General features: G+C 57.0%; 20 protein-coding genes. 12 read left to right on the top strand and 8 right to left on the bottom strand.

Annotation, left to right across the window (positions count from 1 at the left end):
- Positions 1-6: 6 nt before the first annotated feature.
- The gene (locus DBR02_RS01370; protein WP_107533396.1) at positions 7-993 is read right to left on the bottom strand and encodes a CobW family GTP-binding protein; all 987 of its coding nucleotides are present in this window, start codon (positions 991-993) and stop codon (positions 7-9) included.
- 123 nt (positions 994-1,116) lie between these two features.
- On the bottom strand, positions 1,117-2,583 hold the full coding sequence (locus tag DBR02_RS01365) for a mannitol dehydrogenase family protein (protein ID WP_107533395.1): 1,467 nt from the start codon (positions 2,581-2,583) through the stop codon (positions 1,117-1,119).
- Positions 2,584-2,788: 205 nt separating this feature from the next.
- Between DBR02_RS01365 and uxuA the strand changes: the two genes are divergently transcribed.
- Positions 2,789-3,979 carry a mannonate dehydratase gene (gene uxuA, locus DBR02_RS01360; RefSeq protein ID WP_063868292.1) on the top strand — a complete coding sequence of 397 codons (1,191 nt, stop codon included), beginning with the start codon at positions 2,789-2,791 and terminating at the stop codon, positions 3,977-3,979.
- Between the two features lie 116 nt (positions 3,980-4,095).
- On the opposite strand, the gene yeiP is transcribed toward uxuA, so the two are convergent.
- The gene (gene yeiP, locus DBR02_RS01355) at positions 4,096-4,668 is read right to left on the bottom strand and encodes an elongation factor P-like protein YeiP (protein WP_014884579.1); all 573 of its coding nucleotides are present in this window, start codon (positions 4,666-4,668) and stop codon (positions 4,096-4,098) included.
- Positions 4,669-4,832: 164 nt separating this feature from the next.
- Here yeiP and DBR02_RS01350 point away from each other — a divergent pair, with 164 nt between their 5' ends.
- Entirely contained in the window at positions 4,833-5,087 is a 255-nt protein-coding gene (locus tag DBR02_RS01350; protein ID WP_063450332.1) for a YkgJ family cysteine cluster protein, read from the top strand.
- On the opposite strand, the gene setB is transcribed toward DBR02_RS01350, so the two are convergent.
- The gene (gene setB, locus DBR02_RS01345; protein ID WP_107533394.1) at positions 5,084-6,265 is read right to left on the bottom strand and encodes a sugar efflux transporter SetB; all 1,182 of its coding nucleotides are present in this window, start codon (positions 6,263-6,265) and stop codon (positions 5,084-5,086) included. The genes DBR02_RS01350 and setB overlap by 4 nt on opposite strands.
- A gap of 358 nt (positions 6,266-6,623) precedes the next feature.
- On the opposite strand from setB, the gene fruB reads away from it, so the two are divergent.
- From fruB to fruA, 3 genes are read left to right on the top strand one after another with little or no spacing between them, the layout of a single operon-like run.
- The gene (fruB, locus tag DBR02_RS01340) at positions 6,624-7,754 is read left to right on the top strand and encodes a fused PTS fructose transporter subunit IIA/HPr protein (RefSeq protein ID WP_063868294.1); all 1,131 of its coding nucleotides are present in this window, start codon (positions 6,624-6,626) and stop codon (positions 7,752-7,754) included.
- Positions 7,754-8,692, top strand: coding sequence for a 1-phosphofructokinase (gene fruK / locus DBR02_RS01335; protein WP_063450329.1), 939 nt, complete (start codon positions 7,754-7,756; stop codon positions 8,690-8,692). The genes fruB and fruK overlap by 1 nt, the downstream gene beginning before the upstream one ends.
- 16 nt (positions 8,693-8,708) lie before the next feature.
- The gene (gene fruA, locus DBR02_RS01330; protein ID WP_107533393.1) at positions 8,709-10,394 is read left to right on the top strand and encodes a PTS fructose transporter subunit IIBC; all 1,686 of its coding nucleotides are present in this window, start codon (positions 8,709-8,711) and stop codon (positions 10,392-10,394) included.
- Positions 10,395-10,467: 73 nt separating this feature from the next.
- Here fruA and nfo read toward each other — a convergent pair whose 3' ends face one another.
- Positions 10,468-11,325, bottom strand: a complete 858-nt coding sequence (gene nfo, locus DBR02_RS01325; protein ID WP_107533392.1) for a deoxyribonuclease IV — start codon at positions 11,323-11,325, stop codon at positions 10,468-10,470.
- 63 nt (positions 11,326-11,388) lie between these two features.
- A complete protein-coding gene (locus DBR02_RS01320) occupies positions 11,389-12,435 on the bottom strand; it encodes a YeiH family protein (RefSeq protein ID WP_107533391.1) in 1,047 nt (348 codons plus the stop codon).
- 97 nt (positions 12,436-12,532) lie between these two features.
- On the opposite strand from DBR02_RS01320, the gene yieE reads away from it, so the two are divergent.
- Positions 12,533-13,399 carry a DNA-binding transcriptional regulator YeiE gene (gene yieE, locus DBR02_RS01315; RefSeq protein ID WP_063943443.1) on the top strand — a complete coding sequence of 289 codons (867 nt, stop codon included), beginning with the start codon at positions 12,533-12,535 and terminating at the stop codon, positions 13,397-13,399.
- A gap of 180 nt (positions 13,400-13,579) precedes the next feature.
- The gene (locus DBR02_RS01310; protein WP_063450324.1) at positions 13,580-15,049 is read left to right on the top strand and encodes an amino acid permease; all 1,470 of its coding nucleotides are present in this window, start codon (positions 13,580-13,582) and stop codon (positions 15,047-15,049) included.
- Between the two features lie 54 nt (positions 15,050-15,103).
- Here DBR02_RS01310 and DBR02_RS01305 read toward each other — a convergent pair whose 3' ends face one another.
- Positions 15,104-17,089 (bottom strand): ligand-gated channel protein, encoded by a 1,986-nt coding sequence (locus DBR02_RS01305; RefSeq protein ID WP_107533390.1) that lies wholly within the window; start codon positions 17,087-17,089, stop codon positions 15,104-15,106.
- A gap of 268 nt (positions 17,090-17,357) precedes the next feature.
- On the bottom strand, positions 17,358-18,185 hold the full coding sequence (gene fghA / locus DBR02_RS01300; protein ID WP_107533389.1) for an S-formylglutathione hydrolase: 828 nt from the start codon (positions 18,183-18,185) through the stop codon (positions 17,358-17,360).
- A 137-nt stretch (positions 18,186-18,322) separates the two neighbouring features.
- Between fghA and DBR02_RS01295 the strand changes: the two genes are divergently transcribed.
- The 5 genes from DBR02_RS01295 (at position 18,323) to mglB (ending at position 23,890) form a co-directional block, all read left to right on the top strand.
- Complete coding sequence (locus tag DBR02_RS01295) at positions 18,323-19,471, top strand: YbfB/YjiJ family MFS transporter (protein WP_107533388.1); 1,149 nt, start codon at positions 18,323-18,325, stop codon at positions 19,469-19,471.
- A 102-nt stretch (positions 19,472-19,573) separates the two neighbouring features.
- A complete protein-coding gene (gene folE, locus DBR02_RS01290; protein ID WP_064910334.1) occupies positions 19,574-20,242 on the top strand; it encodes a GTP cyclohydrolase I FolE in 669 nt (222 codons plus the stop codon).
- A gap of 18 nt (positions 20,243-20,260) precedes the next feature.
- The gene (gene yeiB, locus DBR02_RS01285; RefSeq protein ID WP_107533387.1) at positions 20,261-21,418 is read left to right on the top strand and encodes a DUF418 domain-containing protein YeiB; all 1,158 of its coding nucleotides are present in this window, start codon (positions 20,261-20,263) and stop codon (positions 21,416-21,418) included.
- 155 nt (positions 21,419-21,573) lie between these two features.
- Complete coding sequence (gene galS, locus DBR02_RS01275; protein WP_063450318.1) at positions 21,574-22,596, top strand: HTH-type transcriptional regulator GalS; 1,023 nt, start codon at positions 21,574-21,576, stop codon at positions 22,594-22,596.
- 295 nt (positions 22,597-22,891) lie between these two features.
- Entirely contained in the window at positions 22,892-23,890 is a 999-nt protein-coding gene (gene mglB, locus DBR02_RS01270; protein ID WP_063450317.1) for a galactose/glucose ABC transporter substrate-binding protein MglB, read from the top strand.
- The last annotated feature ends 72 nt before the right edge of the window (positions 23,891-23,962 follow it).

Here is a 23,962-nt window from a genome sequence, read left to right as displayed (position 1 = left end):
GCAACGTTAGCCGCCCAAACTTAAACGAAGCTTCAACAGGCTTGACTGGAGGGCATTCCAGTCGGTATTAACCGCACTAATTAACTCTATCCGGCTGTCGGGCGGTGCGACGTTCTGGGTTTCTATGAAGAAATCCTCGCCCTGACGGTTAATGCGAACCAGACCATCCGGGGTGCGCATGATCCCTTTTACCCGCTCAACCGGAGCCAGTCTCGCCCACTCCAGTATACCAATGGTGTCGAAAACCGTATCGGCATCGAAGATCCATCCGCACGCCTGGTGCCCCTGGCCGCTGTTCAGGTTTCGGCGCCAGCGCTGATGTTCCGGCAGGCTCAGTGCGGCCAGGCCTTGCTTCACGCCGTGGCTGTGCGAATGCTCTGCGCTGGCGGGCAGTTGCGTCTGGTTAAGGCGGGGAAGGTCGAGCAGGGCGCCGTCAATGTTGCCCTGGGTTGTCTGAACATACCGACGTCCACCGCCAGCCTGCTGCCACCAGGCTTCGAACGCGGCCTCGCTCTCGGCCGTCGCGCGATCGGATTTATTCGCCACGATAATGTCTGCCGAGGCGAGCTGATCGCGGAAATTGTCGTTACCGATCGCTTTTTCATCCAGCAGCTGGCGGGGATCAAGCAGGCAAAGCGTCGCGCGCAGCTCAAGCCATGGCTCGTATACCGGGGCGGTGAGTAAATCAAGGATTTGCTTCGGATGACCCAGGCCGGTGGGCTCAATCAGCAGGCGGTCCGGCTTACCCTGGCGCAGCAGCGTATTCAGGCCGACCTGCATCGGCAGACCATTCACGCAGCACATACACCCGCCCGGGATCTCTTTCACCATTGCACCGCTGTCGGCGAGCAACGCGCCGTCGATCCCCACTTCGCCAAATTCGTTGACCAGCACGGCCCACTTTTCCGCCGGATCTTTATTGGCCAGCAAATGCAGAATGGACGTAGTTTTACCGCTGCCGAGAAAACCGGTGATCAGGTTGGTTTTGGTCACGTGCGCTCCGATAGATAATTGTGATGTCGTAACAATTATCTATCATCCTGACGAAAAAAACGGGCATTGAGAAGAGGGAGGGCGAACGGAGCGCATAACCGTTCGCCTTAAACGCAATAATCGCTAAATTTTTAACGTTTCGATAACGGCCTGACGCGCGCCGAGCCGGACGAGGCGCTGGTACGCTCCGGTTATCGCCTCGACAAACACCGGGTTTTGCGGCAGGTCATCGCCAAAGATTTCTTTAAGCGCCAGCAGGGCATTAACGCGTTCCGCGTCGCTGCTGGCTTCAGCAAGCGCCTGAAACTTTTCGCTCAGAGGGTCGCGCACGTCGATGGCGTTGCCCTGTTCATCCGTACCGCTGACGTAGCGCATCCAGCCCGCCACCCCCAGCGCCAGAAATGGCCAGGCGGTCTTACGTTCAAGATGGACGCGGATCCCATCCAGCATGCGTTGAGGCAGCTTCTGGCTGCCGTCCATGGCGATTTGCCATGTACGGTGCTGTAGCGCCGGGTTGGCGAAGCGGTCAAGCAGGCTGTCGGCATACGCCGTCAGATCGACGTTGGTGATGCGCAGCGTAGGGGCCTGCTCATTCAGCATCAGTCTGCGGGCTGCCTCGCGGAAACTGTCGTCCTGCATGCATTCATTAATGTGCGCGTAACCGGCAAGGTAGCCCAGATAAGCGAGGAAGGAGTGGCTGCCGTTCAGCATCCGCAGCTTCATCTGCTCCCAGGGCAGGACGTCGTCAACCATCTGTACGCCTGCAACCTCCCACTCCGGGCGCCCGGCGACAAAATTATCTTCCACCACCCACTGAATGAACGGTTCACAGCTGATGGCGCAGGGATCGTCAACCCCCAGCTCCCGGGTGATTTCCGCGAGCGAGGCGTCGGTGGCGGCGGGCACGATTCGGTCGACCATGGTGCCGGGGAAGCTCACGTGCGTCTCTATCCATCCGGCCAGCTCTGCGGAACGCTTTGCGGCCATGCCGAGTACGGCGTTTTTCACCACGTGACCGTTGTCGGGGATATTGTCGCAGGAGAGCACGGTAAACGCCGGCAGGCCCCGTTCGCGGCGGCGATGAAGCGCTTCGACCAGAATTCCCGGCGCGGAATGCGGCTCAGACGGGTGCTCCAGATCGTGAAGGATGCGGCTGTTTTGCATATCCAGCTTTCCCGTCGCCGGATCGATGCAGTAGCCTTTTTCGGTTATGGTGAGGGAGACAATTGCTACCTGCGGTTCGCAGAACTTCTCAATAATGGCCGCCAGCGAGTCGAGTTTTGCGTTCAGGCACTCTTTTACCGCACCAATAATAATCGGCTGGTTACCTTCGGCACCTTTCTCAAGCACGGTAAAAAGATGATCCTGCGCCCGGAGCTGGCTCATGAGGACATCGCCGCTAAAGAGGCTAATCTCACAAATTCCCCAGTCGCCTCCTTTGGCGTTCAGCACCCGGTTTGTTAACAACGCCTGATGCGCCCGGTGGAACGCACCAAAGCCGAAATGGACGATGCGGGAGCGTAACTGCTGGCGATCGTAGCGGGGCTGCTGGACATGAGCAGGAAGCGCGGTGGAAGCAATAGTCTTCATGTAGTACACACCTGATTAACCATTAATTAACAACGTCAGTGTAAAGTTATATGACAACAAATTAAATTGGTAAGCCGTAAATATCCCCGTTATGTGAGTTTGATCAATCAATGTCGCGCGCTGTGTTGACCACTCCGATTAAACATGTATGGTAGTCGTCATTGAGCTAACATGTATTGGTATAACAACTTGAAAGGGTGGGGCAATGGAACAAACCTGGCGTTGGTACGGGCCGAACGATCCGGTTTCTCTTGATGATGTGCGTCAGGCTGGCGCAACGGGTGTAGTCACGGCGCTGCATCATATTCCGAACGGTCAGGTGTGGCCGGTTGAGGAAATTCAAAAGCGTCAGGCACAGCTGGCTGAGAAGGGGTTAACCTGGTCTGTCGTGGAAAGTATTCCGGTTCACGAAGACATTAAAACCCACTCCGGCGAGTGTGAAACCTGGATTGCGAATTATCAGCAGAGCATTCGTAACCTGGCGGCCTGCGGTATTGATACCGTTTGCTATAACTTTATGCCGATTCTGGACTGGACGCGTACCGACCTGGAATATGAAATGGCCGATGGTTCGAAAGCGCTGCGCTTCGATCAAATCGCGTTTGCGGCTTTCGAGCTGCACATTCTGAAGCGTCCAGGCGCGGAAGCCGACTATACCGCCGAAGAGCAGCAGCAGGCGCTGGCGTGGTTTAAAGCCGCCAGTGAAGCGGACGTAGACAAACTGGTCCGCAATATCATCGCGGGCCTGCCGGGGGCGGAAGAAGGATACACCCTCGACCAGTTCCGCGCGCGCCTGGCGGAATACGGCGATATCGATAAAAACCAGCTGCGTGAAAACATGGCGCATTTCCTGCGCGCTATCGTGCCGGTGGCCGAAGAAGCGGGCGTGCGCCTGGCGGTCCATCCGGACGATCCTCCGCGTCCTATCCTTGGCCTGCCGCGTATCGTGTCGACAATCGACGATATGCAGTGGCTGAAGGAGACGGTGGATAGCATCTACAACGGCTTTACCATGTGTACGGGCTCCTATGGCGTGCGTGCGGATAACGATCTGGTGCGGATGATCGAAACCTTCGGCGATCGCATTCACTTTACCCACCTGCGCGCAACCTGCCGGGAAGAGAACCCGAAAACCTTCCACGAAGCCGCGCATCTTGGCGGTGACGTGAATATGGTTGCGGTGGTAGATGCCATTCTGGCTGAAGAAGTACGGCGTAAACAGGCGGGCGATGTGCGTCCTATCCCGTTCCGTCCGGATCACGGGCACCAGATGCTGGACGATCTGCGCAAGAAAACGAATCCGGGCTATTCGGCGATTGGTCGCCTGAAGGGCATGGCGGAAGTGCGCGGTATTGAGCTGGCGCTGAAAATGACGAAATATCCTGAGCTTCTGTAGACGGAATTGCCCGGTGGCGCTCCGCTTACCGGGCCTACGAAAAACCGGCGCTGAAGCCGGTTTTTGTGTATTTGTAGGCCGGGTAAGGCGAAGCCGCCACCGGGCAAACGCCACTATCAGTCAGCGCGACCCATATAGCGTTTTTCTTCGATATGGATGCGGATCTTCTCGCCCGCTGACAGGTATTCAGGCACCTGTACGACCAGACCGGTCGTCAGGGTAGCCGGTTTGTTACGCGCGCTTGCAGACGCGCCTTTAATGCCCGGCGCCGTTTCCACGATTTCCAGATCAACGGTCTGCGGCAGCTCCAGCGCCAGCAGCACGCCATCCCAGGTCAGCACCTGCATGTCCGGCATTCCACCTTCAGGAATAAACAGCAGCTCTTCTTCGATCTGGTCTTTGGTGAAGATATACGGGGTGTAATCTTCTTTATCCATGAACACGTATTCGTTACCGTCGACATATGAGAAATCAACGTAGCGGCGGGTCAGGGTCACGGTATCCACGATATCGTCACCTTTGAAACGTTCTTCCACTTTCAGGCCGGTACGGACATCGGCGAAACGCATTTTGTACAGCGTTGCTGCGCCACGGGCGCTTGGTGCCTGAATGTCGATATCTTTCACAATCAGCAGTTTGCCGTTGTAATTCAGTACCATACCTTTCTTAATTTCGTTCGCTCTTGGCATTGCAGTAATCCTGTATACGGAAGGTAAAAAATATCGCGCCAAATTACTCGCGCGCGGCCTTTCAGGCAAGCGGAATTCGTGGCTTTTGCTATCAATACATAAAAGGTGTTACTGTGCGCGCAATGCCCGACCACGCGGGCATTTGCCACCCACAGAGAGCATGTATGGATTGTCGTTCCGATTGTGGCGCGTGCTGTACCGCACCGTCCATCTCAAGTCCCATTCCAGGCATGCCGGACGGCAAGCCTGCCAATACCCGCTGCGTTCAGCTCTCGGAATCCAACCTGTGCATGATCTTTGGCTCGCCGTTACGCCCGAAAGTGTGCTCCGGGCTACAGCCCACCGCCGAAATGTGCGGCAGTACGCGCCAGCAGGCCATTACTTATCTGCTTGAGCTGGAAGCGCTCACCGCGCCTTAAACGTCTTTTATGCGCGTCAGGCAGCTCAGCGTCAGGACGCACATCACCATCGCAATCCAGAACACCGTGTGATAGTTCCAGATTTCAGCCACCACGCCCGCCAGTGAGCCTGCAATAATCCAGCCCACGCGGGTGGTATTCGTATAAAGGGTGGTGGCAGAGCCCGCCTGACCCGGCATCAGATCCTGGAAATAGAGCATGCCGATACCGGCCAGAATGCCGATGTAAATGGCGTTCAGCAGCTGTAAAGCAAGAAGCAGCGCTGGCGTATGGACCGTCAGCATACCGACATAAAACAGCAGCCCGGCAGCGGCGGCGATGCGCATCAAAAAGCGCTTGCCGAAGCGCTTCGCGTAATAGCCCGCAATCAGCATGGTTGGGATTTCAAGCCCCGCGGCGGTTCCCATCATGATCCCGGCCAGCTTCTCCGGCAGATGCAGCTCATCAATAATAAACAGTGGCATATTAATGATATAGAGGCTGTTCGTTCCCCACATCAGCGTACAGATAATGAATAACAGCAGCGCGTCGCGCCGGTTACGTCGCGGTGCCTCCAGCGTACCGGTCGCCACTTTCGGCTCTTTACGCATGGAGGGCAGGAAGAACCAGACCATCGCGCCGCATACCACGAAGGCCACGGCTGCGCTGAGGTACATCACCGTAAAGCCAAAACCCATCGCCAGCGCGTAGGCGAGCGGGGGACCAATTACCCAGGCCAGCGACACCTGAGCACGCAGTATTGAGCTGAACATCACCGCTTCCCGCCCGGTGCGGTCCGCGTGCTCGCGGGCAAGGGCGAACATCTGCGGGTTGGCGGTAGAGCCGAAGCTGCTCAGGAAGACGCCCACAAACAGCAGAATGAAGTAGTTACGGTTCCAGGCAAACAGCAGGCAGGCAAACACCCCGAGCAGGCAGCAAAAAACGATCAGGCTTTTGCGATCGCCTTTTCGGTCTGAACGACCGGCAAGAAACTGGCTGACGAAAATGCCAATGATGGCGCTCCCGGTAAAGAAGAAGCCGACCATCGCCGGACGGGCGTGAACTTCGTTGGTCAGAAATAGGCTCAGCGTAGGGGTTTGTAACGCACCGGCAATACCGGTGAGGAAAGCAACAATCAAAAACGCCGTTGACGTCAAATCAAAGGGCTTTGGTGAGGCGGCAGCGGGGGTGTTATGCATGTTCAGTCTTTGCGAGTAACAGAGAGAGGCGGAGTTTACGCCGCCCGTCATTAAATAAACAGAGGGTAAAGTCAAGATTGCTACAAAAAATCAAAATGGCATTTCACTTTCGCGCCGCCTCGCTGAAGCGTGCTGAACCTGTTTGCTGAACATCAGCAAATTCCCCTGAGCTGAAGAAGAAATGTGCTGCACTTCTAAATTCTGCAACAAGAAATGTAACTTTTCTTGCAACCTGTTGTAGAAAAGACAAGACTTCTTGAAACGTTTCAGCGCTATCTTGCACGTCGAGATGAAGCAGTTTAGCGCTTATTTTCTCAGTTAAGCTGAAACGATTCAATTTCAGCAGGAGAGGAGAATCATGTTCCAGTTATCTGTTCAGGATATCCACCCGGGCGAACAGGCCGGGAATAAAGAAGAGGCTATTCGCCAGGTTGCTGCTGCGCTTGTGCAGGCAGGCAACGTGGCTGACGGCTACGTCAACGGCATGCTGGCACGCGAGCAGCAGACGTCCACGTTCCTCGGTAACGGTATTGCTATCCCACACGGCACCACCGACACCCGCGATCAGGTGCTGAAAACCGGCGTGCAGGTCTTCCAGTTCCCGCAGGGCGTACTGTGGGGCGAGGGTCAGGTGGCTTACGTGGCGATCGGCATCGCGGCCAGCGGTGATGAACACCTGGGCCTGCTGCGTCAGCTGACGCACGTGCTGAGCGATGATGCCGTGGCGGAACAGCTTAAATCTGCGACCACGGCTGAAGAGCTACGTGCTTTGCTGATGGGCGAAAAACAGAGCGAAGCGCTGAAGCTGGACAATGAAACCCTGACGCTGGACGTCGTGGCGTCCGATCTGGTGACGCTCCAGGCGCTGAACGCGGCTCGTCTGAAAGAGGTGGGGGCGGCGGATACCGCTTTTGTGACGCGCACCATCAATGATAAGCCTTTAAACCTGGGGCAGGGCATCTGGCTGAACGACAGTGCTGAAGGCAACCTGCGTAGCGCTATCGCCGTCAGCCGGGCGGCTGTTGCCTTTGAGACAGACGGCGAGCGCGCCGCGATGCTGGTGACCGTCGCCATGGCTGACGATCAGCCGGTTGCCGTGCTGAAGCGTCTGAGCGATCTGCTGCTGAACAATAAAGCTGAAAAACTGCTGAACGCCGACGCGGCGACGGTGCTGGCCCTGTTGACCAGCGACGATGCGCTGACGGACGACCTGCTGAGCGCAGAGTACGTGGTGCGTAACGAACACGGCCTGCATGCCCGTCCGGGCACCATGCTGGTGAATACCATCAAACAATTTGAAAGTGAGATCACCGTGACCAATCTGGACGGTTCGGGTAAACCTGCCAACGGGCGCAGCCTGATGAAAGTTGTCGCGCTGGGCGTGAAGAAAGGCCATCGTCTGCGTTTCACCGCGCAGGGTGCAGATGCTGAACAGGCGCTGAAGGCGATTGGCGATGCCATCGCGGCTGGTCTGGGGGAGGGCGCATAATGAGCAGACGTGTTGCAACCATTACGCTGAACCCGGCTTACGATCTGGTGGGCTTCTGCCCGGAAATTGAGCGTGGCGAAGTCAACCTGGTTCGGACTACCGGCCTGCATGCCGCAGGGAAAGGCATTAACGTGGCGAAAGTGCTGAAAGATCTCGGCATCGACGTCACCGTTGGCGGCTTCCTCGGGAAAGATAACCAGGACGGCTTTCAGCAGCTGTTCAGCGAGCTGGGCATCGCCAACCGTTTTCAGGTTGTGCAGGGCCGTACCCGCATCAACGTTAAGCTGACCGAGAAAGACGGGGAAGTGACCGATCTGAACTTCTCCGGCTTCGAAGTGACGCCGGCTGACTGGGAGCGCTTCGTTGCCGATTCCCTGAGCTGGCTGGGCCAGTTTGACATGGTGTGCGTCAGCGGCAGCCTGCCGTCGGGCGTCAGCCCGGAAGCGTTCACCGACTGGATGACGCGCCTGCGCAGCCAGTGCCCGTGCATTATTTTCGACAGCAGCCGCGACGCGCTGGTCGCCGGTCTGAAAGCCTCTCCGTGGCTGGTTAAGCCTAACCGCCGTGAACTGGAGATCTGGGCGGGCCGTAAGCTGCCAGAATTAAAAGATGTGATTGAAGCTGCCCATGCGCTGCGCGAGCAGGGTATTGCTCACGTGGTGATTTCTCTTGGCGCAGAAGGTGCCCTGTGGGTGAACGCCTCCGGGGAGTGGATTGCCAAACCGCCGTCAATGGAAGTGGTCAGCACCGTGGGTGCCGGGGATTCAATGGTTGGCGGCCTGATCTATGGCCTGCTGATGCGCGAATCCAGCGAACACACCTTACGTCTTGCTACCGCCGTGGCGGCCCTGGCCGTGAGCCAGAGCAACGTCGGCATTACCGATCGTACCCAGTTAGCCGCGATGATGGCGCGCGTTGACTTAAAACCTTTTAACTAACAGCAGGAGAGGAATAATGAAAACGCTGCTGATCATTGACTCCGGTCTCGGACAGGCTCGTGCCTATATGGCGAAGACCCTGCTGGGCGCGGCGGCACAAAAAGCGCACCTGGATATCATTGATAACCCGGGTGATGCCGAAATGGCGATTGTTCTGGGTGACAAAATCCCCGCTGACAGCGCCCTGAACGGCAAAAAGGTGTGGCTGGGCGATATTAATCGCGCGGTGGCTCACCCTGAACTGTTTTTGAGCGAAGCAAAAGGCCATGCAACGGTTTACAGCGCCCCCGTTGAGGCGGCGCCGGTTGCAGCCACTGGCCCGAAACGCATTGTCGCGGTAACGGCGTGCCCGACAGGCGTGGCTCATACCTTTATGGCGGCTGAAGCCATTGAAACCGAAGCGAAAAAACGCGGCTGGTGGGTGAAGGTTGAAACCCGCGGCTCTGTGGGCGCAGGCAATGTCATCACGCCGGAAGAGGTGGCAGAAGCCGATCTGGTGATTGTGGCGGCCGATATCGAAGTGGATCTGGCGAAGTTTGCCGGTAAGCCGATGTACCGCACCTCTACCGGCCTGGCGCTGAAGAAAACCGCGCAGGAGTTTGATAAAGCGCTGGCGGAAGCCAAACCTTATCAGGCAACCGGTGCGGCGAAAACGCCAGCCGAAGGCAAGAAAGAGTCTGCGGGTGCCTATCGTCACCTGTTAACGGGCGTGTCTTACATGCTGCCGATGGTGGTAGCGGGCGGCCTGTGCATTGCGCTCTCCTTCGCCTTTGGTATCGAGGCGTTTAAAGAGCCGGGCACGCTGGCGGCGGCGTTGATGCAGATTGGCGGCGGCTCCGCGTTCGCGCTGATGGTGCCGGTGCTGGCGGGCTTTATCGCCTTCTCTATTGCTGACCGTCCGGGCCTGACCCCGGGTCTTATCGGCGGTATGCTGGCCGTGAGCACCGGTTCTGGCTTTATCGGTGGTATCATTGCTGGTTTCCTTGCGGGTTACGTGGCGAAGCTGATCAGCTCGAAGCTGAAGCTGCCGCAGAGTATGGAAGCGCTGAAACCTATCCTGATCATCCCGCTGATCTCCAGCCTGGTGGTGGGCCTGGCGATGATCTACCTGATTGGTAAACCGGTCGCGGGCATTCTGGAAGGCTTGACCCACTGGCTGCAAACCATGGGAACGGCGAACGCGGTTCTGCTGGGCGCTATCCTCGGCGGTATGATGTGTACCGACATGGGTGGTCCGGTAAACAAAGCGGCATATGCCTTTGGCGTTGGCCTGCTGAGTACCCAGACCTACGCGCCGATGGCGGCGATCATGGCGGCAGGTATGGTGCCACCGCTGGCGCTCGGCCTGGCGACACTCATTGCCCGTCGTAAGTTCGATAAAGCGCAGCAGGAAGGCGGCAAAGCGGCGCTGGTGCTGGGCCTGTGCTTCATCACCGAAGGCGCAATCCCGTTTGCGGCGCGCGATCCAATGCGCGTTCTGCCCTGCTGTATCGTGGGCGGTGCGGTCACTGGCGCTATCTCCATGGCGGTTGGCGCGAAGCTGATGGCACCACACGGCGGTCTGTTCGTTCTGCTGATCCCTGGCGCGATTACTCCGGTGCTGGGTTATCTGCTGGCGATTGTCGCCGGTACGCTGGTGGCGGGTCTGTCTTACGCGGTGCTGAAGCGTCCGGAAGCGGAAGCGGTAGCAAAAGCAGCCTGAATGAGTGTCGGGTGGCGGCTTCGCCTTACCCGACCTACAAAAAAGCCGGGTCGCGTTAAGCGCCCGGCTTTTTTTATGCCGCCTGTTCAGCGGCTTGCTGGGCCTTCAGCCAGGCAATCTCTTCCGCCCAGATGTCCGGATTAATGGTTTCCAGCACCATCGGAATGCCGTCGAAGCGGGCGTCCTGCATGATGAAGCGGAACGCATCGTGGCCGATATTGCCTTCGCCCAGGCTGTGGTGACGGTCAACGCGGCTGCCGAACCCGCTTTTCGCATCGTTTAAGTGCATACCGCGAAGATATTTAAAGCCAACAACGCGCTCGAACTCCTCGAAGGTATTTTTCGTGGCCTCGGTGGTGCGCAGGTCATAACCGGCGGCAAACGCGTGGCAGGTATCAATGCACACGCCCACGCGGGATTTATCCTCCACGCCGTCGATGATTGCCGCCAGATGCTCAAACTTAAAGCCGAGGTTGCTGCCCTGACCGGCGGTATTCTCGATCACCGCCGTCACGCCCTGGGTTTTATCCAGCGTCATGTTGATCGACTCGGCAATGCGCGCCAGACAGGCGTCTTCGTCAATCTGCATCAGATGACTACCCGGATGGAAGTTCAGCAGCGTCAGCCCGAGCTGTTCGCAGCGCTGCACTTCATCAAGGAACGCCTCGCGGGATTTATCCAGCGCTTCCTGCACCGGATGCCCGAGGTTAATCAGATAGCTGTCGTGGGGAAGGATTTGGCCCGGCCCGTAATGGTATTTTTCACAGGCGGCTTTGAAATCGTCAATCACTTCTGCGGTGAGGGGCGCTGCGCGCCACTGGCGCTGATTTTTGGTGAACAGGGCGAAAGCGGTCGCCTCGATTTCAGCGGCGCGAATGGCGGCATTCGCAAGGCCACCGGCAGCGCTAACGTGCGCTCCAACATATTTCATGAAAAGACTCCTGTTAACCCGAAACGCCTATGATAACGGGTTAACAGGAGAAGGACGAGATGGTTATGCCATCAGGCTGTGCACGGCAAGGTTAATCGCGCCGCCGCCCACAATCAGCCAGGTGAAGAGCACCAGCGCCATCAGCAGCGGTTTCGCACCGGCTTTTTTCAGCGCGCTGACGTGAGTGGTCACCCCCAGCGCCGCCATCGCCATTGCCAGCAGCACCGTATCGAGCGTCACCAGCATCTCCACCACCGCGTTTGGCAGCAGGTGGAAGGAGTTGAAGATAGCGACCACGATGAACAGGATCGCAAACCAGGGGATGGTGATTTTGCTTTTCTCGCTACCGCCTGCTGGAGCCAGCTGCTTAACCCGCGCCGCGAGGAAAATCAGGAACGGGGCCAGCATCATCACGCGCAGCATTTTGGCGATGACCGCCGCGTTTTCCGCTTCCGGATTGATGGCGTGACCTGCCGCCACCACCTGCGCCACTTCGTGCATGGTTGAGCCGATATAGATGCCGTAGGTTTCCGGGCTAAACCAGTGCGCCACCAGCGGGTACATGGCCGGATACAGGAAGATCGCCAGCGTACCGAAGATGACCACCGTTGCGACGGCGACCGTCACTTTACTGGCTTCGGCCTTAACGACCGGCTCCGTCGCCAGCACCGCGGCGGCGCCGCAGATGCTGCTGCCCGCGCCGATCAGCCAGCTGGTCTGTTTGTCCAGCCCAAAGATCTTCTGGCCAATAAAGCACGCCAGTAAAAAGGTGCTGGTAAGGGTCAGGACGTCGATGGCAATCCCGCTGACGCCCACGTCCGCAATCTGCGAAAAGGTGAGACGGAAGCCGTAAAGGATAATCCCGAGACGTAATAGATGCTGCTTGGCGAAAATCACGCCGCCGTCGCAGGATTTCCAGAGGTGCGGATAAACGGTATTCCCCACCACCATGCCGAGCAGAATGGCCAGAGTTAAGGCGCTGAACCCTGCGCCGGCAACCGCCGGTATACTGCCGCCCCATAAGGCAACCCCGGTAACTACGGCGCTGAGCGCGAGACCCGGCACGAAGTGCCACACTGTACGATGATGTTGTAAGGTGATTTCTGACATAACCTTCTCCTTTGTCTGGCTAAAGGTTACGGCGCTCTGGCTTAAAAATAAAATTGATTATATATTTATAATCAATCTTTATAAGTGGTAAGCAACCATGCACATTACATTGCGTCAGCTGGAAGTTTTTGCCGAAGTGCTTAAAAGCGGCTCGACGACCCAGGCGTCACAAATGTTGGCGCTCTCGCAGTCCGCCGTCAGTGCGGCCTTGACCGATCTGGAAGGGCAGCTGGGCGTCCAGCTTTTCGACAGGGTAGGGAAGCGGCTGGTGGTGAACGAACATGGCCGACTGCTGTACCCGCGCGCGCTGGCGCTGCTGGAGCAGGCGACGGAGATCGAGCAGCTGTTCCGCGAGGACAACGGCGCTATTCGCGTTTTTGCCAGCAGCACGATCGGTAACTACATTCTGCCGGAAGTGATCGCCCGCTATCGCCGTGATTTTCCGACCCTGCCGCTGGAGATGAGCGTCGGCAACAGCCAGGACGTCATTAACGCGGTCATTGATTTCCGCGTGGATATCGGGCTTATCGAAGGGCCATGCCACAACGTGGATATCATTGCGGAACCCTGGCTGGAGGATGAGCTGGTGGTATTCGCTTCCCCGGCCTCCTCTCTGTTACAGGGCGAGGTCACGCTGGAACGGCTGGCGCAGGCCCAGTGGATCCTGCGCGAGCAGGGCTCCGGTACGCGTGAAATCGTCGATTATCTGCTGTTGTCCCATCTGCCGCAGTTCCAGCTGGGGATGGAGTTAGGTAACTCGGAGGCCATCAAGCACGCCGTGCGTCATGGTCTGGGCATCAGCTGTCTCTCCCGTCGGGTGATTGCCGAACAGCTGGAAACCGGCTCGCTGGTTGAGATCCCCGTTCCGCTGCCGAAGTTGGTGCGTACGCTGTGGTGTATCCATCATCGTCAGAAACACCTTTCCAGTTCGCTCCAGCGTTTTCTGCGCTACTGTGCCATTTAACATTTCCCGGTGGCGCTTCGCTTACCGGGGCTATGTTCGCTTACCACCCCACATTTTTATGCTTTACTTATAATCCTGGCCGAGTCATGAAGCTCTCTTATAACTGAGCATTTCTGCCGGAAGGAACGCGGATCGTCTGCTACAATCGCGCCTCATTTATTGAATGGACAGCATTTTCACATGGTTTCAGAAACTAAAACCACAGAAGCGCCCGCGCTACGTCGCGAACTCAAGGCGCGTCACCTGACGATGATCGCCATTGGCGGATCCATCGGTACAGGTCTTTTCGTTGCCTCTGGCGCAACGATTTCGGCAGCCGGCCCGGGTGGGGCACTATTCTCTTATATCCTGATTGGCCTGATGGTCTACTTCCTGATGACCAGCCTGGGCGAACTGGCGGCCTACATGCCGGTATCGGGGTCGTTTTCGACCTACGGACAAAAATACGTTGAGGAAGGCTTCGGCTTCGCGCTGGGCTGGAACTACTGGTACAACTGGGCGGTGACTATCGCCGTGGACCTCGTCGCCGCACAGCTGGTGATGACCTGGTGGTTCCCGGACACGCCTGGCTGGATCTGGAGCGCGCTGTTCCTGGCCGTTATCTTCCTGCTGAACTACATCTCCGTGCGCGGCTTTGGCGAAGCGGAATACTGGTTCTCTTTGATTAAAGTGGCAACCGTCATCATCTTTATCGTCGTCGGTGTGGCGATGATCGTTGGTATTTTCAAAGGGGCCGAACCGGCGGGCTGGAGTAACTGGACCATTGGCGACGCGCCGTTTGCCGGGGGCTTCTCGGCGATGATTGGCGTAGCGATGATTGTCGGCTTCTCCTTCCAGGGCACGGAGCTGATTGGTATTGCGGCCGGTGAATCCGAGAACCCGGAGAAGACCATTCCGCGCGCGGTGCGTCAGGTGTTCTGGCGTATTCTGCTGTTCTACGTGTTCGCGATCCTGATTATCAGCCTGATCATTCCGTATACCGATCCAAGCCTGCTGCGTAACGATGTAAAAGACATCAGCGTCAGCCCGTTCACCCTGGTCTTCCAGCACGCGGGACTGCTTTCTGCGGCTGCGGTGATGAACGCGGTGATCCTGACGGCGGTACTGTCTGCGGGTAACTCCGGCATGTACGCCTCCACCCGTATGCTCTATACCCTGGCCTGCGACGGCAAAGCGCCGCGTATCTTCTCGAAACTGTCTCGCGGTGGCGTGCCGCGCAACGCGCTGTATGCGACCACGGTGATTGCGGGTCTGTGCTTCCTGACCTCCATGTTCGGCAACCAGACGGTGTACCTGTGGCTGCTTAACACCTCCGGTATGACGGGCTTTATCGCCTGGCTGGGCATTGCCATCAGCCACTACCGTTTCCGTCGCGGCTACGTCATGCAGGGTCATGATCTGAATAACCTGCCGTACCGTTCAGGGTTCTTCCCGCTGGGGCCGATTTTCGCCTTCGTTCTGTGCCTGATTATTACTCTGGGTCAGAACTATGAGGCCTTCCTTGCGGACACCATTGACTGGGGCGCCGTTACGGCCACCTACATTGGTATCCCGCTGTTCCTGCTCATCTGGTTTGGCTACAAGCTGACGAAAGGAACACGCTTCGTTCGCTACAGTGAAATGGATTTCCCTGAACGATTTAAGCAATAACCGCACTTCCTCTCTTTAAGCCCGCTCAACCGAGCGGGCTTTTTTAAGGGCAGATCAGAAGCTGTAGGTCATGCCAACCGTATAGCGACGCCCGTCCAGCACGGTGTCATACGTGTCGTAGTCGATCTGCTTATCAAGCACGTTATACACACCGGCGGTAACCAGCAGGTTTTTGTTCGCGTTGTAGCGCAGACCAACATCAACCTGAGTGTAGGACGGCGTGCCCTGTGACATTGACGTGCGGCTCAGGTACTCAGACGTTTTACCGCGAAGGTTCAGACGGCTCCAGAAACCGACGTCGGGCGTCGCCTGCCAGTCCAGGGTGGTGTTGAACATGTGCTTAGGCATCTTGTTCAGCGGCTTGCCTGAGAACTGACCGCTCTTCTGCTCGGATTCGGTATAGGTATAGTTTGCGGTCCAGTTTACATCGCGCGAGATTTTCCAGCCGAAGGAGGACTCCACGCCGCGCATGTTGGCTTTATCCACGTTGACGCGGTCGCTCACGAAATCATAGCTGTGATCGCCAATCGTACAGGCGGGATCGGCGCTGCTGTTACAGCGGCGAACTTCCGTAATCTTGTCCTTGAAGTCGGTATTGAACAGCGTCACGCCGGCATTCAGGTTATCGTTGTTATCCCAGAGCAGGGCGAGCTCTTCGCTCAGGCTCTTCTCTGGTTTCAGATCCGGGTTGCCGACGATGATACCGTCAAGACGGCCGCCACCCGTTACCTGGCCCCAGCTGGCAGACGACTGACGCAGATCCGGCGCACGGTAGCCAGCCGAAACCCCGCCTTTCAACGTCCAGTGATCGGCCAGGTGCCATACGCCGTAACCGCGCGGCGTCCAGTTCGTCCCGTAGTTTTGGTCTTTGTCCATACGCAGGCCGCCGGTCAACGTAAAGCTTTCCGTCATTGACCATTCATCTTCGGCAAACAGGGCCCAGCTCCAGCGCGTCAGTTTGTTCAGGCCGTCCGCCGCTTCCAGCTGATTGCCCTTGTCGCGCAGTTTCTCATACCGATACTGTCCGCCGAGGGTCAACGTATGATCGCCGAGGAAAATCTGGTTCTGGTTGTTGAAGGTGGTGTTATACGAGCGCATTTTGCGACCTGGATTATTGGTCTCTTCCTGCTGGATATAGCTGGTGGTATTGAAGTCGTCGTAATACCCGCTGTGGGTTAAGGAGTAGGTCGTGTGCTCATAGCGCGAGTCGCTTTTGGTATTTGGCTTACAGATTGTTCCCCGGCAGGTTTCAGCCGCTTTCGACATCCCTGGCGTGCTGTTTCTGTCCTGAAGCTCGCGAGCAAAATCAAGATCGAAATCGTTCTTCTCATCCGGGGTGAAGTTCAGGGTAATGCCACCGTTACGCATTTTCTGCTCGTTATACCCGTTCACGATTTTATCTTCGGCGCGGCGTGACAACAGCCCCGTCACTTTTGCGCCAAGCAGCCCGTCAATCAGGGGACCAGAAGCGTAGGCGTTGGTCTGGAAGATATCGCCGGAATCATGGTTTTCCTGGAAGGTTGCATCGCCGTGCAACGAACCGGTCCAGGCTTTAGTGTTTGAGACTTTTTTGGTAATGACGTTGATGACGCCACCCATCGCATCGGAGCCGTAAAGCGAGGACATCGGGCCGCGGATGACCTCAATGCGCTCAATGGACTCCAGCGGCGGCAGCCAGCCTTGTTCTATACCCGAGTTGTCGCTGTTTGGGCGGGTGCTACGCGTACTGACGCGTTTGCCGTTCACGAGGAACAAGGTGTACTGAGATGCCATGCCGCGAATGCTGATATCACTGCTACTCCCGCCGCCGGTGACGACAACGCCCGGGACGTCTCTCAGGGCATCGGTAACATCACGGTAGGCTTTATCTTCAATCTGCTGTTTCGAAATAACAGAGATGGAGGCGGGGGCATTCTGGATCTTTTGTTCAAAACCCGTCGCGGTGACGACAACGGTGTCCTGATCGGCTGCGTGAACGAGAGGGGTGAATGTGGCAGCGCCAACGGCGACGGCCAGGAGCTTAATGCGGGGTATTGTCATTTGTACATTCCGTATAAAAATGAATAAAACTCCATCGGGATAACCCTGAGAACTGTATGTTTTTGTCTTTTAAGAACTCTTTAAGATGGAGAAGAGCCTGGAATTGTACAAAAGAATGTAGAATTGTAAACACAAATGATAATTGAAATCATTTGTGTTTGACGAGGATGAAAGGAAACCAGCCTGGATTCAAGCGGATAGAATTATGTAAATGAGGGGGAGGGGAAAGGCCCGGTATGCAGGAGGCTACCGGGCAAAAAGGCTGAACTTACCCGAACAAATGTTCCGCATGGAAGCGGAGATGATCTTCAATAAAGGATGCCATAAAGTAATAGCTGTGATCGTATCCCGGCTGAATGCGCAGCGTCAGCGGCCAGTCCTTCTGGCGCGCCGCCTCAGCCAGCACCGCAGGCTGTAACTGTCCGGCGAGGAACTGATCCGCATCACCCTGATCGATAAGCATCGGAATCGCATCTTCCGTCCGGCTTGCCAGCATCAGCGCGCAGCTATCCCATTCCTGCCATTTTTGACTGTCGTCACCCAGATAGTGCGTAAAGGCTTTTTGCCCCCACGGCACCTGCGTCGGGTTCACAATCGGTGCAAATGCCGACACGCTGACGTACTTACCCGGATTTTTCAGCGCCATGATCAGCGCGCCGTGGCCGCCCATCGAATGCCCGCTTATTGCGCAGCGTTCGCTGACCGCAAACTGAGACTGCACCAGCGCCGGCAGTTCGTCGCGAATGTAGTCATACATGCGGTAATGGCTCGCCCACGGCTGTTCGGTGGCGTTGAGATAGAATCCGGCACCTTTACCCAAGTCGTATCCGGCATCGTCGGCCACGTCATCGCCACGCGGGCTGGTGTCTGGCATTACCAGGGCAATGCCCAGCTCAGCGGCAATACGTTGTGCTCCCGCTTTGGTGGTGAAGTTTTCGTCGTTACAGGTCAGGCCTGAAAGCCAGTACAGCACCGGTGGATTTTCCGCAGGGGGTAGGAAAATGCTGAACGTCATTGCACAATTCAGCGTGGTGGAGTCGTGCCGCCAGCGCTGCTGTCGACCTTCAAAACAACGATGCTCTTCGAGCAGTTCCATGCAGGGCTCCTTAAAGGTAAGACGATTCATAAAACGCATAATACAGCGTTTTCATTGACCTGTGAGCAACTTTCACTTTCGCAGGACGACGAGATGTTGCATCATAAATTTACTTTTCTTTAACAATTGGAGCGATCATGGCGCTGCGTATCGCGCTCAGCGGATTTGTGGTTCTGGTCGTGGCAATGGGGATAGGGCGCTTTGCCTTCACGCCTCAGGTGCCGCTGATGATTGCCGCCGGGCAACTCACGCTTACCAGCGCGGGTCTGGTGGCGGCGATGAACTATCTGGGCTATCTGGTCGGCGCATGGGATGCCATGCGCGCCCATCGCTTCGTTGAAACGCGTCTCTGGCTGGGGATTATCGGCGCGGTGGCGCTGACGCTGCTCTCCGCAGCGGCAGAGAACGCCGTCGTTCACGGCCTGCTGCGCTTCGTGATTGGCTGCATGAGCGGCTGGTCGATGGTGCTGATTGCCGCCTGGACCAACGAGCGGCTGGGGCAGTTGGGCAAGCCGGGGCTCAGTGCGGCGGTCTTTGCCGGACCTGGCGCCGGCATTGCGCTGAGCGGCCTGCTGGCGGTCTATATTCAGGCCAAATCCCTTTCCGCCGGGGCGGCATGGCAAATCTACGGCGTCCTGGCGCTGGTGCTGATTGCGCTGGTAGCACGGTATCTGCCGCGCGCGGGTCAGCTCCATCGCCCGGGGTCCGCTCCTGAGCCGCTGCGGCTGACCGCAAATTTAAAGTGTCTGGTCTGGAGCTACAGCCTGGCGGGATTCGGCTATATCCTCCCGGCGACCTTTTTATCGCAAATGGCGGCGGTGCGTTTTCCCGGCAGCCTGTTTGCGCAGTTTGTCTGGCCGATATTTGGCGCCGCTTCGGTGGTGGGAATTGCGCTCAGCATTGCCCTGCGGCATACGTCAAGCGCTAACCGCAGGCTTGCGATTGTCCTCTGGCTACAGGGGATTGGCGTGCTGGCGGCCTGGCTGCTGCCGGGCATTGGCGGTTTGCTGACGGGAGGGATGCTGGTGGGCGGCGGGTTCCTCTGCGCCGTGCAGCTCTCTCTGCTATACGGTCGCGAGCTGGCGCCAGACCACGCGCGTTATATGGCGGGACTGCTCACTACCGGGTATGCCATTGGTCAGTTGGTGGGGCCGGTCACGTCGGCGCTGTCGACCTGGCTCACGCACCGGCTTGAACCTGCGCTGGGGCTGGCGGGGATCGCGCTGTTCGTTGGCGGGGCGTTAGTCTGGAACCGTCAGGCTGAAAGGCAACAGCAATTGCAATAATTATCGTCGTGAATACTGGATTATGTGCGTCGCCTCACGCACAATGAGCGCACACTTTTGCCACAACGAGGGCAAAAGACGCCACACCTGCAGGAGAAAAGAATGCCATCACTCAGTAAAGAAGCAGCCCTTGTCCATGAAGCGCTGGTTGCGCGCGGTCTTGAAACGCCACTGCGCCCGCCCGTGCAGGAGCTGGACAATGTTACCCGCAAGAGTCTGATCGCCGGCCATATGACCGAGATCATGCAACTGCTGAATCTCGATCTGAGCGACGACAGCCTGATGGAGACGCCGCACCGCATCGCGAAAATGTACGTCGACGAAATTTTCTCCGGCCTGGATTACGCGAACTTCCCGAAAATTACCGTCATTGAAAACAAGATGAAGGTTGATGAGATGGTGACGGTACGCGATATCACGCTGACCAGCACCTGCGAGCATCACTTTGTGACGATCGACGGTAAAGCGACGGTGGCTTATATTCCAAAAGATACGGTTATTGGCCTGTCCAAAATCAACCGCATCGTGCAGTTCTTCGCCCAGCGTCCGCAGGTGCAGGAACGTCTGACGCAGCAGATCCTGACTGCGCTGCAAACCCTGCTGGGTACCAACAACGTGGCGGTGTCCATCGACGCGGTGCACTACTGCGTGAAAGCGCGCGGCGTGCGTGATGCCACCAGCGCGACCACCACCACCTCGCTGGGCGGCCTGTTCAAATCGAGCCAGAACACCCGCCAGGAGTTCCTGCGCGCCGTGCGTCACCACAACTAATCAGACAGGGCAGGGACCATGGAGCGAAACGTCACGCTCGATTTTGTTCGCGGCGTCGCCATTCTCGGTATCCTGCTGCTGAATATCAGCGCCTTCGGTCTGCCGAAGGCCGCCTATCTGAATCCTGCGTGGTACGGCGACATCACGCGCAGCGATGCCTGGACGTGGGCAATTCTCGATCTCTTCGCTCAGGTGAAATTCCTGACCCTCTTTGCGCTTCTTTTTGGCGCCGGACTTCAGCTTCTCCTTAAACGCGGTACGCGCTGGATCCAGTCGCGCTTAACGCTGCTGGTCATCCTTGGCTTTATTCACGGGCTGCTTTTCTGGGACGGCGATATTCTGCTCGCATATGGCCTGGTAGGCCTTATTTGCTGGCGGCTGATCCGCGACGCGCCCGGCGTAAAAAGCCTGTTTAATACCGGCGTGATGCTCTATGTCATGGGGCTGGCCGTGCTGCTGCTGCTCGGCATGATTGCCGATGGCGCTACCAGTCGGTCGTGGATCCCGGATGCGGCCAACCTGCAATATGAGCAGTTCTGGAAGCTGAAAGGCGGCATGGAGGCGATCGGCAACCGGGCCGATATGCTCGGCGATAACCTGCTGGCGCTGGGCGCGCAATACGGCTGGCAGCTGGCCGGGATGATGCTGATGGGCGCAGCCCTAATGCGCACCGGCTGGCTGAAAGGGGAGTTTAGCCTGCGACACTATCGTCGAACGGGCGCAGGGCTGGTGCTGCTCGGCGTGATCGTCAATCTCCCGGCGGTGATTATGCAGTGGCATCTTCACTGGGATTACCGCTGGTGTGCGTTCCTGCTTCAGGTACCGCGCGAGCTGAGCGCGCCGTTCCAGTCTATCGGCTATGCGGCGCTGATTTACGGCTTCTGGCCGCGGCTCTCCCGCCTGTGGATCGTCAGCGCGGTGGCCTGTGTTGGACGGATGGCGTTAAGCAATTACATTCTGCAAACCCTGATCTGCACCACGCTTTTCTACCGATTCGGCCTGTTTATGAAATTCGACCGCCTTACGCTGCTGGCGTTTGTTATTCCGGTCTGGATTGTTAACGTAGTGTTTTCCGTTGTCTGGCTGCGCTATTTCCGCCAGGGCCCGCTGGAGTGGGCATGGCGCCAGCTAACCGCCCTTGCGTCGGGTACATCATTACGTAAAACATCCAGATAACGATCTGGATCACAATCATTAACAAAACGGATGTAAGCGTTTTCATCTGTGTGAGCTTCTTCACGTAGTCTCCTCTCTCTCGCTGCCAGAATAGCTACCTTGCTAAACACAGGGGGTGTCTGTGAGTTGCTGCAATCCTTTAAAGGATGGTGAATATGATCACCATTCGTGACGTCGCCCGCCAGGCGGGTGTTTCTGTTGCTACCGTCTCCCGCGTGCTGAACAACAGCGCGCTGGTCAGCCCTGAAACGCGTGAAACCGTAATGAAAGCCGTGACCCAGCTGGGGTACCGGCCAAACGCCAACGCGCAGGCGCTGGCGACGCAGGTCAGCGATACCATTGGCGTAGTCGTGATGGACGTGTCGGACGCCTTCTTCGGCGCGCTGGTCAAAGCGGTGGACGTTGTTGCCCAGCAGCACCAGAAATACGTGCTGATTGGCAACAGCTATCACGAGGCTGAGAAAGAGCGCTATGCCATTGAGGTACTGATCCGCCAGCGCTGTAACGCCCTTATTGTGCACTCTAAAGCCCTGAGCGATGAGGAGCTGGCCGGGTTTATGGAGCAGATCCCCGGTATGGTGCTGATCAACCGCATCGTCCCCGGTTACGCGCACCGCTGCGTCGGTCTGGATAACGTCAGCGGCGCAATGATGGCGACGCGGATGCTCATCAGCAACGGCCATCAGCGCATTGGCTACCTGGCTTCCAGCCACGGTATTGAAGACGACATGATGCGCCGCGAAGGCTGGCAAAATGCCCTGAAAGAGCAGGGCATTGCGCCCCTTGAGAGCTGGGTCGGCACCGGTTCGCCGGACATGCAGGGCGGTGAAGCGGCCATGGTTGAACTGCTGGGGCGTAACCTTCAGCTATCAGCCGTGTTTGCCTATAACGACAGCATGGCGGCAGGTGCGCTTACCGCGCTGAAAGACAATGGCATTGCGGTGCCACAGCATTTATCGCTGATCGGTTTTGATGATATCCCCATTGCCCGTTACACCGATCCGCAGCTGACAACGGTACGTTATCCCATTGCTTCTATGGCGAAACTGGCGACAGAGCTGGCGTTACAGGGGGCGGCCGGGCTGTTAGATCCTGACGCAACGCATTGTTTTATGCCGACTTTAGTACGCCGCCATTCGGTTGCTATTCGGCAAACTGTGGCTCCGATCACTAACTGATAACATCACGTGATGTAACCGTTTTCAATCTGTGAGTAAATTCACAGTATCTTAACAAGCCGCTGTCTATGATGTCAGCGTTTTAGGGGCTGAAACACAATGTAACGGTGATTATTCACTTTTACCGTTGCCAGAACGCCTCAGACAACGAAAAAAACGCATTTCTGGAGCGTTACCGAACACGGAAGCTGGACATTTTATAAGTGAACGTCGGCGATCAGTAACGTTTTATTAACATCTGCCCGCCTGCCGTTTTTCACCAGAACTACCCTGCATAAAAAAAACCGGAGATACCATGAATAAGAAGGTGTTGACTCTGTCTGCTGTCATGGCAAGCATGCTTTTTGGCGCAGCAGCCCACGCTGCGGATACCCGTATTGGCGTGACTATCTATAAATACGACGACAACTTCATGTCTGTTGTGCGCAAAGCAATTGAAAAAGATGCTAAATCAGCGCCGGACGTACAGCTGCTGATGAATGACTCCCAGAACGACCAGTCCAAACAGAACGATCAGATTGACGTTCTGCTGGCAAAAGGCGTGAAAGCGCTGGCTATTAACCTGGTTGACCCGGCCGCAGCAGGCACGGTTATCGAGAAAGCGCGCGGCCAGAACGTGCCAATCGTCTTCTTCAACAAAGAACCTTCCCGTAAGGCGCTGGACAGCTACGATAAAGCGTATTATGTGGGTACTGACTCCAAAGAGTCGGGTATTATCCAGGGCGATCTGATTGCGAAACACTGGGCGGCAAACCCGAACTGGGACCTGAACAAAGACGGTCAGGTGCAGTTCGTTCTGCTGAAAGGCGAGCCGGGCCACCCGGATGCTGAAGCCCGTACCACCTACGTCATCAAAGAGCTGAACGACAAAGGCCTGAAAACCCAGCAGCTGGCGTTAGATACCGCGATGTGGGACACCGCTCAGGCGAAAGATAAGATGGACGCGTGGCTCTCTGGCCCGAACGCGAACAAAATTGAAGTGGTCATCGCCAACAACGACGCGATGGCTATGGGCGCCGTTGAAGCGCTGAAGGCACACAACAAATCCGCCATTCCTGTCTTCGGTGTGGATGCTCTGCCAGAAGCGCTGGCGCTGGTGAAATCTGGCGCAATGGCCGGTACCGTGCTGAACGATGCTAACAACCAGGCGAAAGCCACCTTCGATCTGGCGAAAAACCTGGCCGACGGTAAAGGTGCCGCTGACGGAACTAACTGGAAAATTGAAAATAAAATCGTTCGCGTTCCTTACGTGGGCGTAGACCAGTCCAACCTGGCTGAGTTTATCGGTAAATAAGATTTTCGTTTTGTCTTCACTGGGCGCAATTCGTTGCGCCCTTTTATAACGCGATATGCGAGGCCAACAAGG

This window comes from Enterobacter cloacae complex sp., from assembly GCF_900322725.1.
GTDB classification, from domain to species: domain Bacteria; phylum Pseudomonadota; class Gammaproteobacteria; order Enterobacterales; family Enterobacteriaceae; genus Enterobacter; species Enterobacter quasihormaechei.
This window is presented reverse-complemented; position numbering and strand designations above follow the sequence as displayed.

Excerpts from the sequence above, each read along its gene's own strand:
- DBR02_RS01320 (WP_107533391.1), bottom strand. The coding sequence starts at position 12,435 with ATGTCAGAAATCACCTTACAACATCATCGTACAGTGTGGCACTTCGTG.
- galS (WP_063450318.1), top strand. The coding sequence starts at position 21,574 with ATGATCACCATTCGTGACGTCGCCCGCCAGGCGGGTGTTTCTGTTGCT.
- DBR02_RS01310 (WP_063450324.1), top strand. The coding sequence starts at position 13,580 with ATGGTTTCAGAAACTAAAACCACAGAAGCGCCCGCGCTACGTCGCGAA.
- setB (WP_107533394.1), bottom strand. The coding sequence starts at position 6,265 with ATGCATAACACCCCCGCTGCCGCCTCACCAAAGCCCTTTGATTTGACG.
- fruK (WP_063450329.1), top strand. The coding sequence starts at position 7,754 with ATGAGCAGACGTGTTGCAACCATTACGCTGAACCCGGCTTACGATCTG.
- mglB (WP_063450317.1), top strand. The coding sequence starts at position 22,892 with ATGAATAAGAAGGTGTTGACTCTGTCTGCTGTCATGGCAAGCATGCTT.
- fruB (WP_063868294.1), top strand. The coding sequence starts at position 6,624 with ATGTTCCAGTTATCTGTTCAGGATATCCACCCGGGCGAACAGGCCGGG.
- yeiB (WP_107533387.1), top strand. The coding sequence starts at position 20,261 with ATGGAGCGAAACGTCACGCTCGATTTTGTTCGCGGCGTCGCCATTCTC.
- fruA (WP_107533393.1), top strand. The coding sequence starts at position 8,709 with ATGAAAACGCTGCTGATCATTGACTCCGGTCTCGGACAGGCTCGTGCC.
- yieE (WP_063943443.1), top strand. The coding sequence starts at position 12,533 with ATGCACATTACATTGCGTCAGCTGGAAGTTTTTGCCGAAGTGCTTAAA.
- DBR02_RS01365 (WP_107533395.1), bottom strand. The coding sequence starts at position 2,583 with ATGAAGACTATTGCTTCCACCGCGCTTCCTGCTCATGTCCAGCAGCCC.
- yeiP (WP_014884579.1), bottom strand. The coding sequence starts at position 4,668 with ATGCCAAGAGCGAACGAAATTAAGAAAGGTATGGTACTGAATTACAAC.
- DBR02_RS01295 (WP_107533388.1), top strand. The coding sequence starts at position 18,323 with ATGGCGCTGCGTATCGCGCTCAGCGGATTTGTGGTTCTGGTCGTGGCA.
- DBR02_RS01305 (WP_107533390.1), bottom strand. The coding sequence starts at position 17,089 with ATGACAATACCCCGCATTAAGCTCCTGGCCGTCGCCGTTGGCGCTGCC.
- nfo (WP_107533392.1), bottom strand. The coding sequence starts at position 11,325 with ATGAAATATGTTGGAGCGCACGTTAGCGCTGCCGGTGGCCTTGCGAAT.
- uxuA (WP_063868292.1), top strand. The coding sequence starts at position 2,789 with ATGGAACAAACCTGGCGTTGGTACGGGCCGAACGATCCGGTTTCTCTT.
- DBR02_RS01350 (WP_063450332.1), top strand. The coding sequence starts at position 4,833 with ATGGATTGTCGTTCCGATTGTGGCGCGTGCTGTACCGCACCGTCCATC.
- folE (WP_064910334.1), top strand. The coding sequence starts at position 19,574 with ATGCCATCACTCAGTAAAGAAGCAGCCCTTGTCCATGAAGCGCTGGTT.
- fghA (WP_107533389.1), bottom strand. The coding sequence starts at position 18,185 with ATGGAACTGCTCGAAGAGCATCGTTGTTTTGAAGGTCGACAGCAGCGC.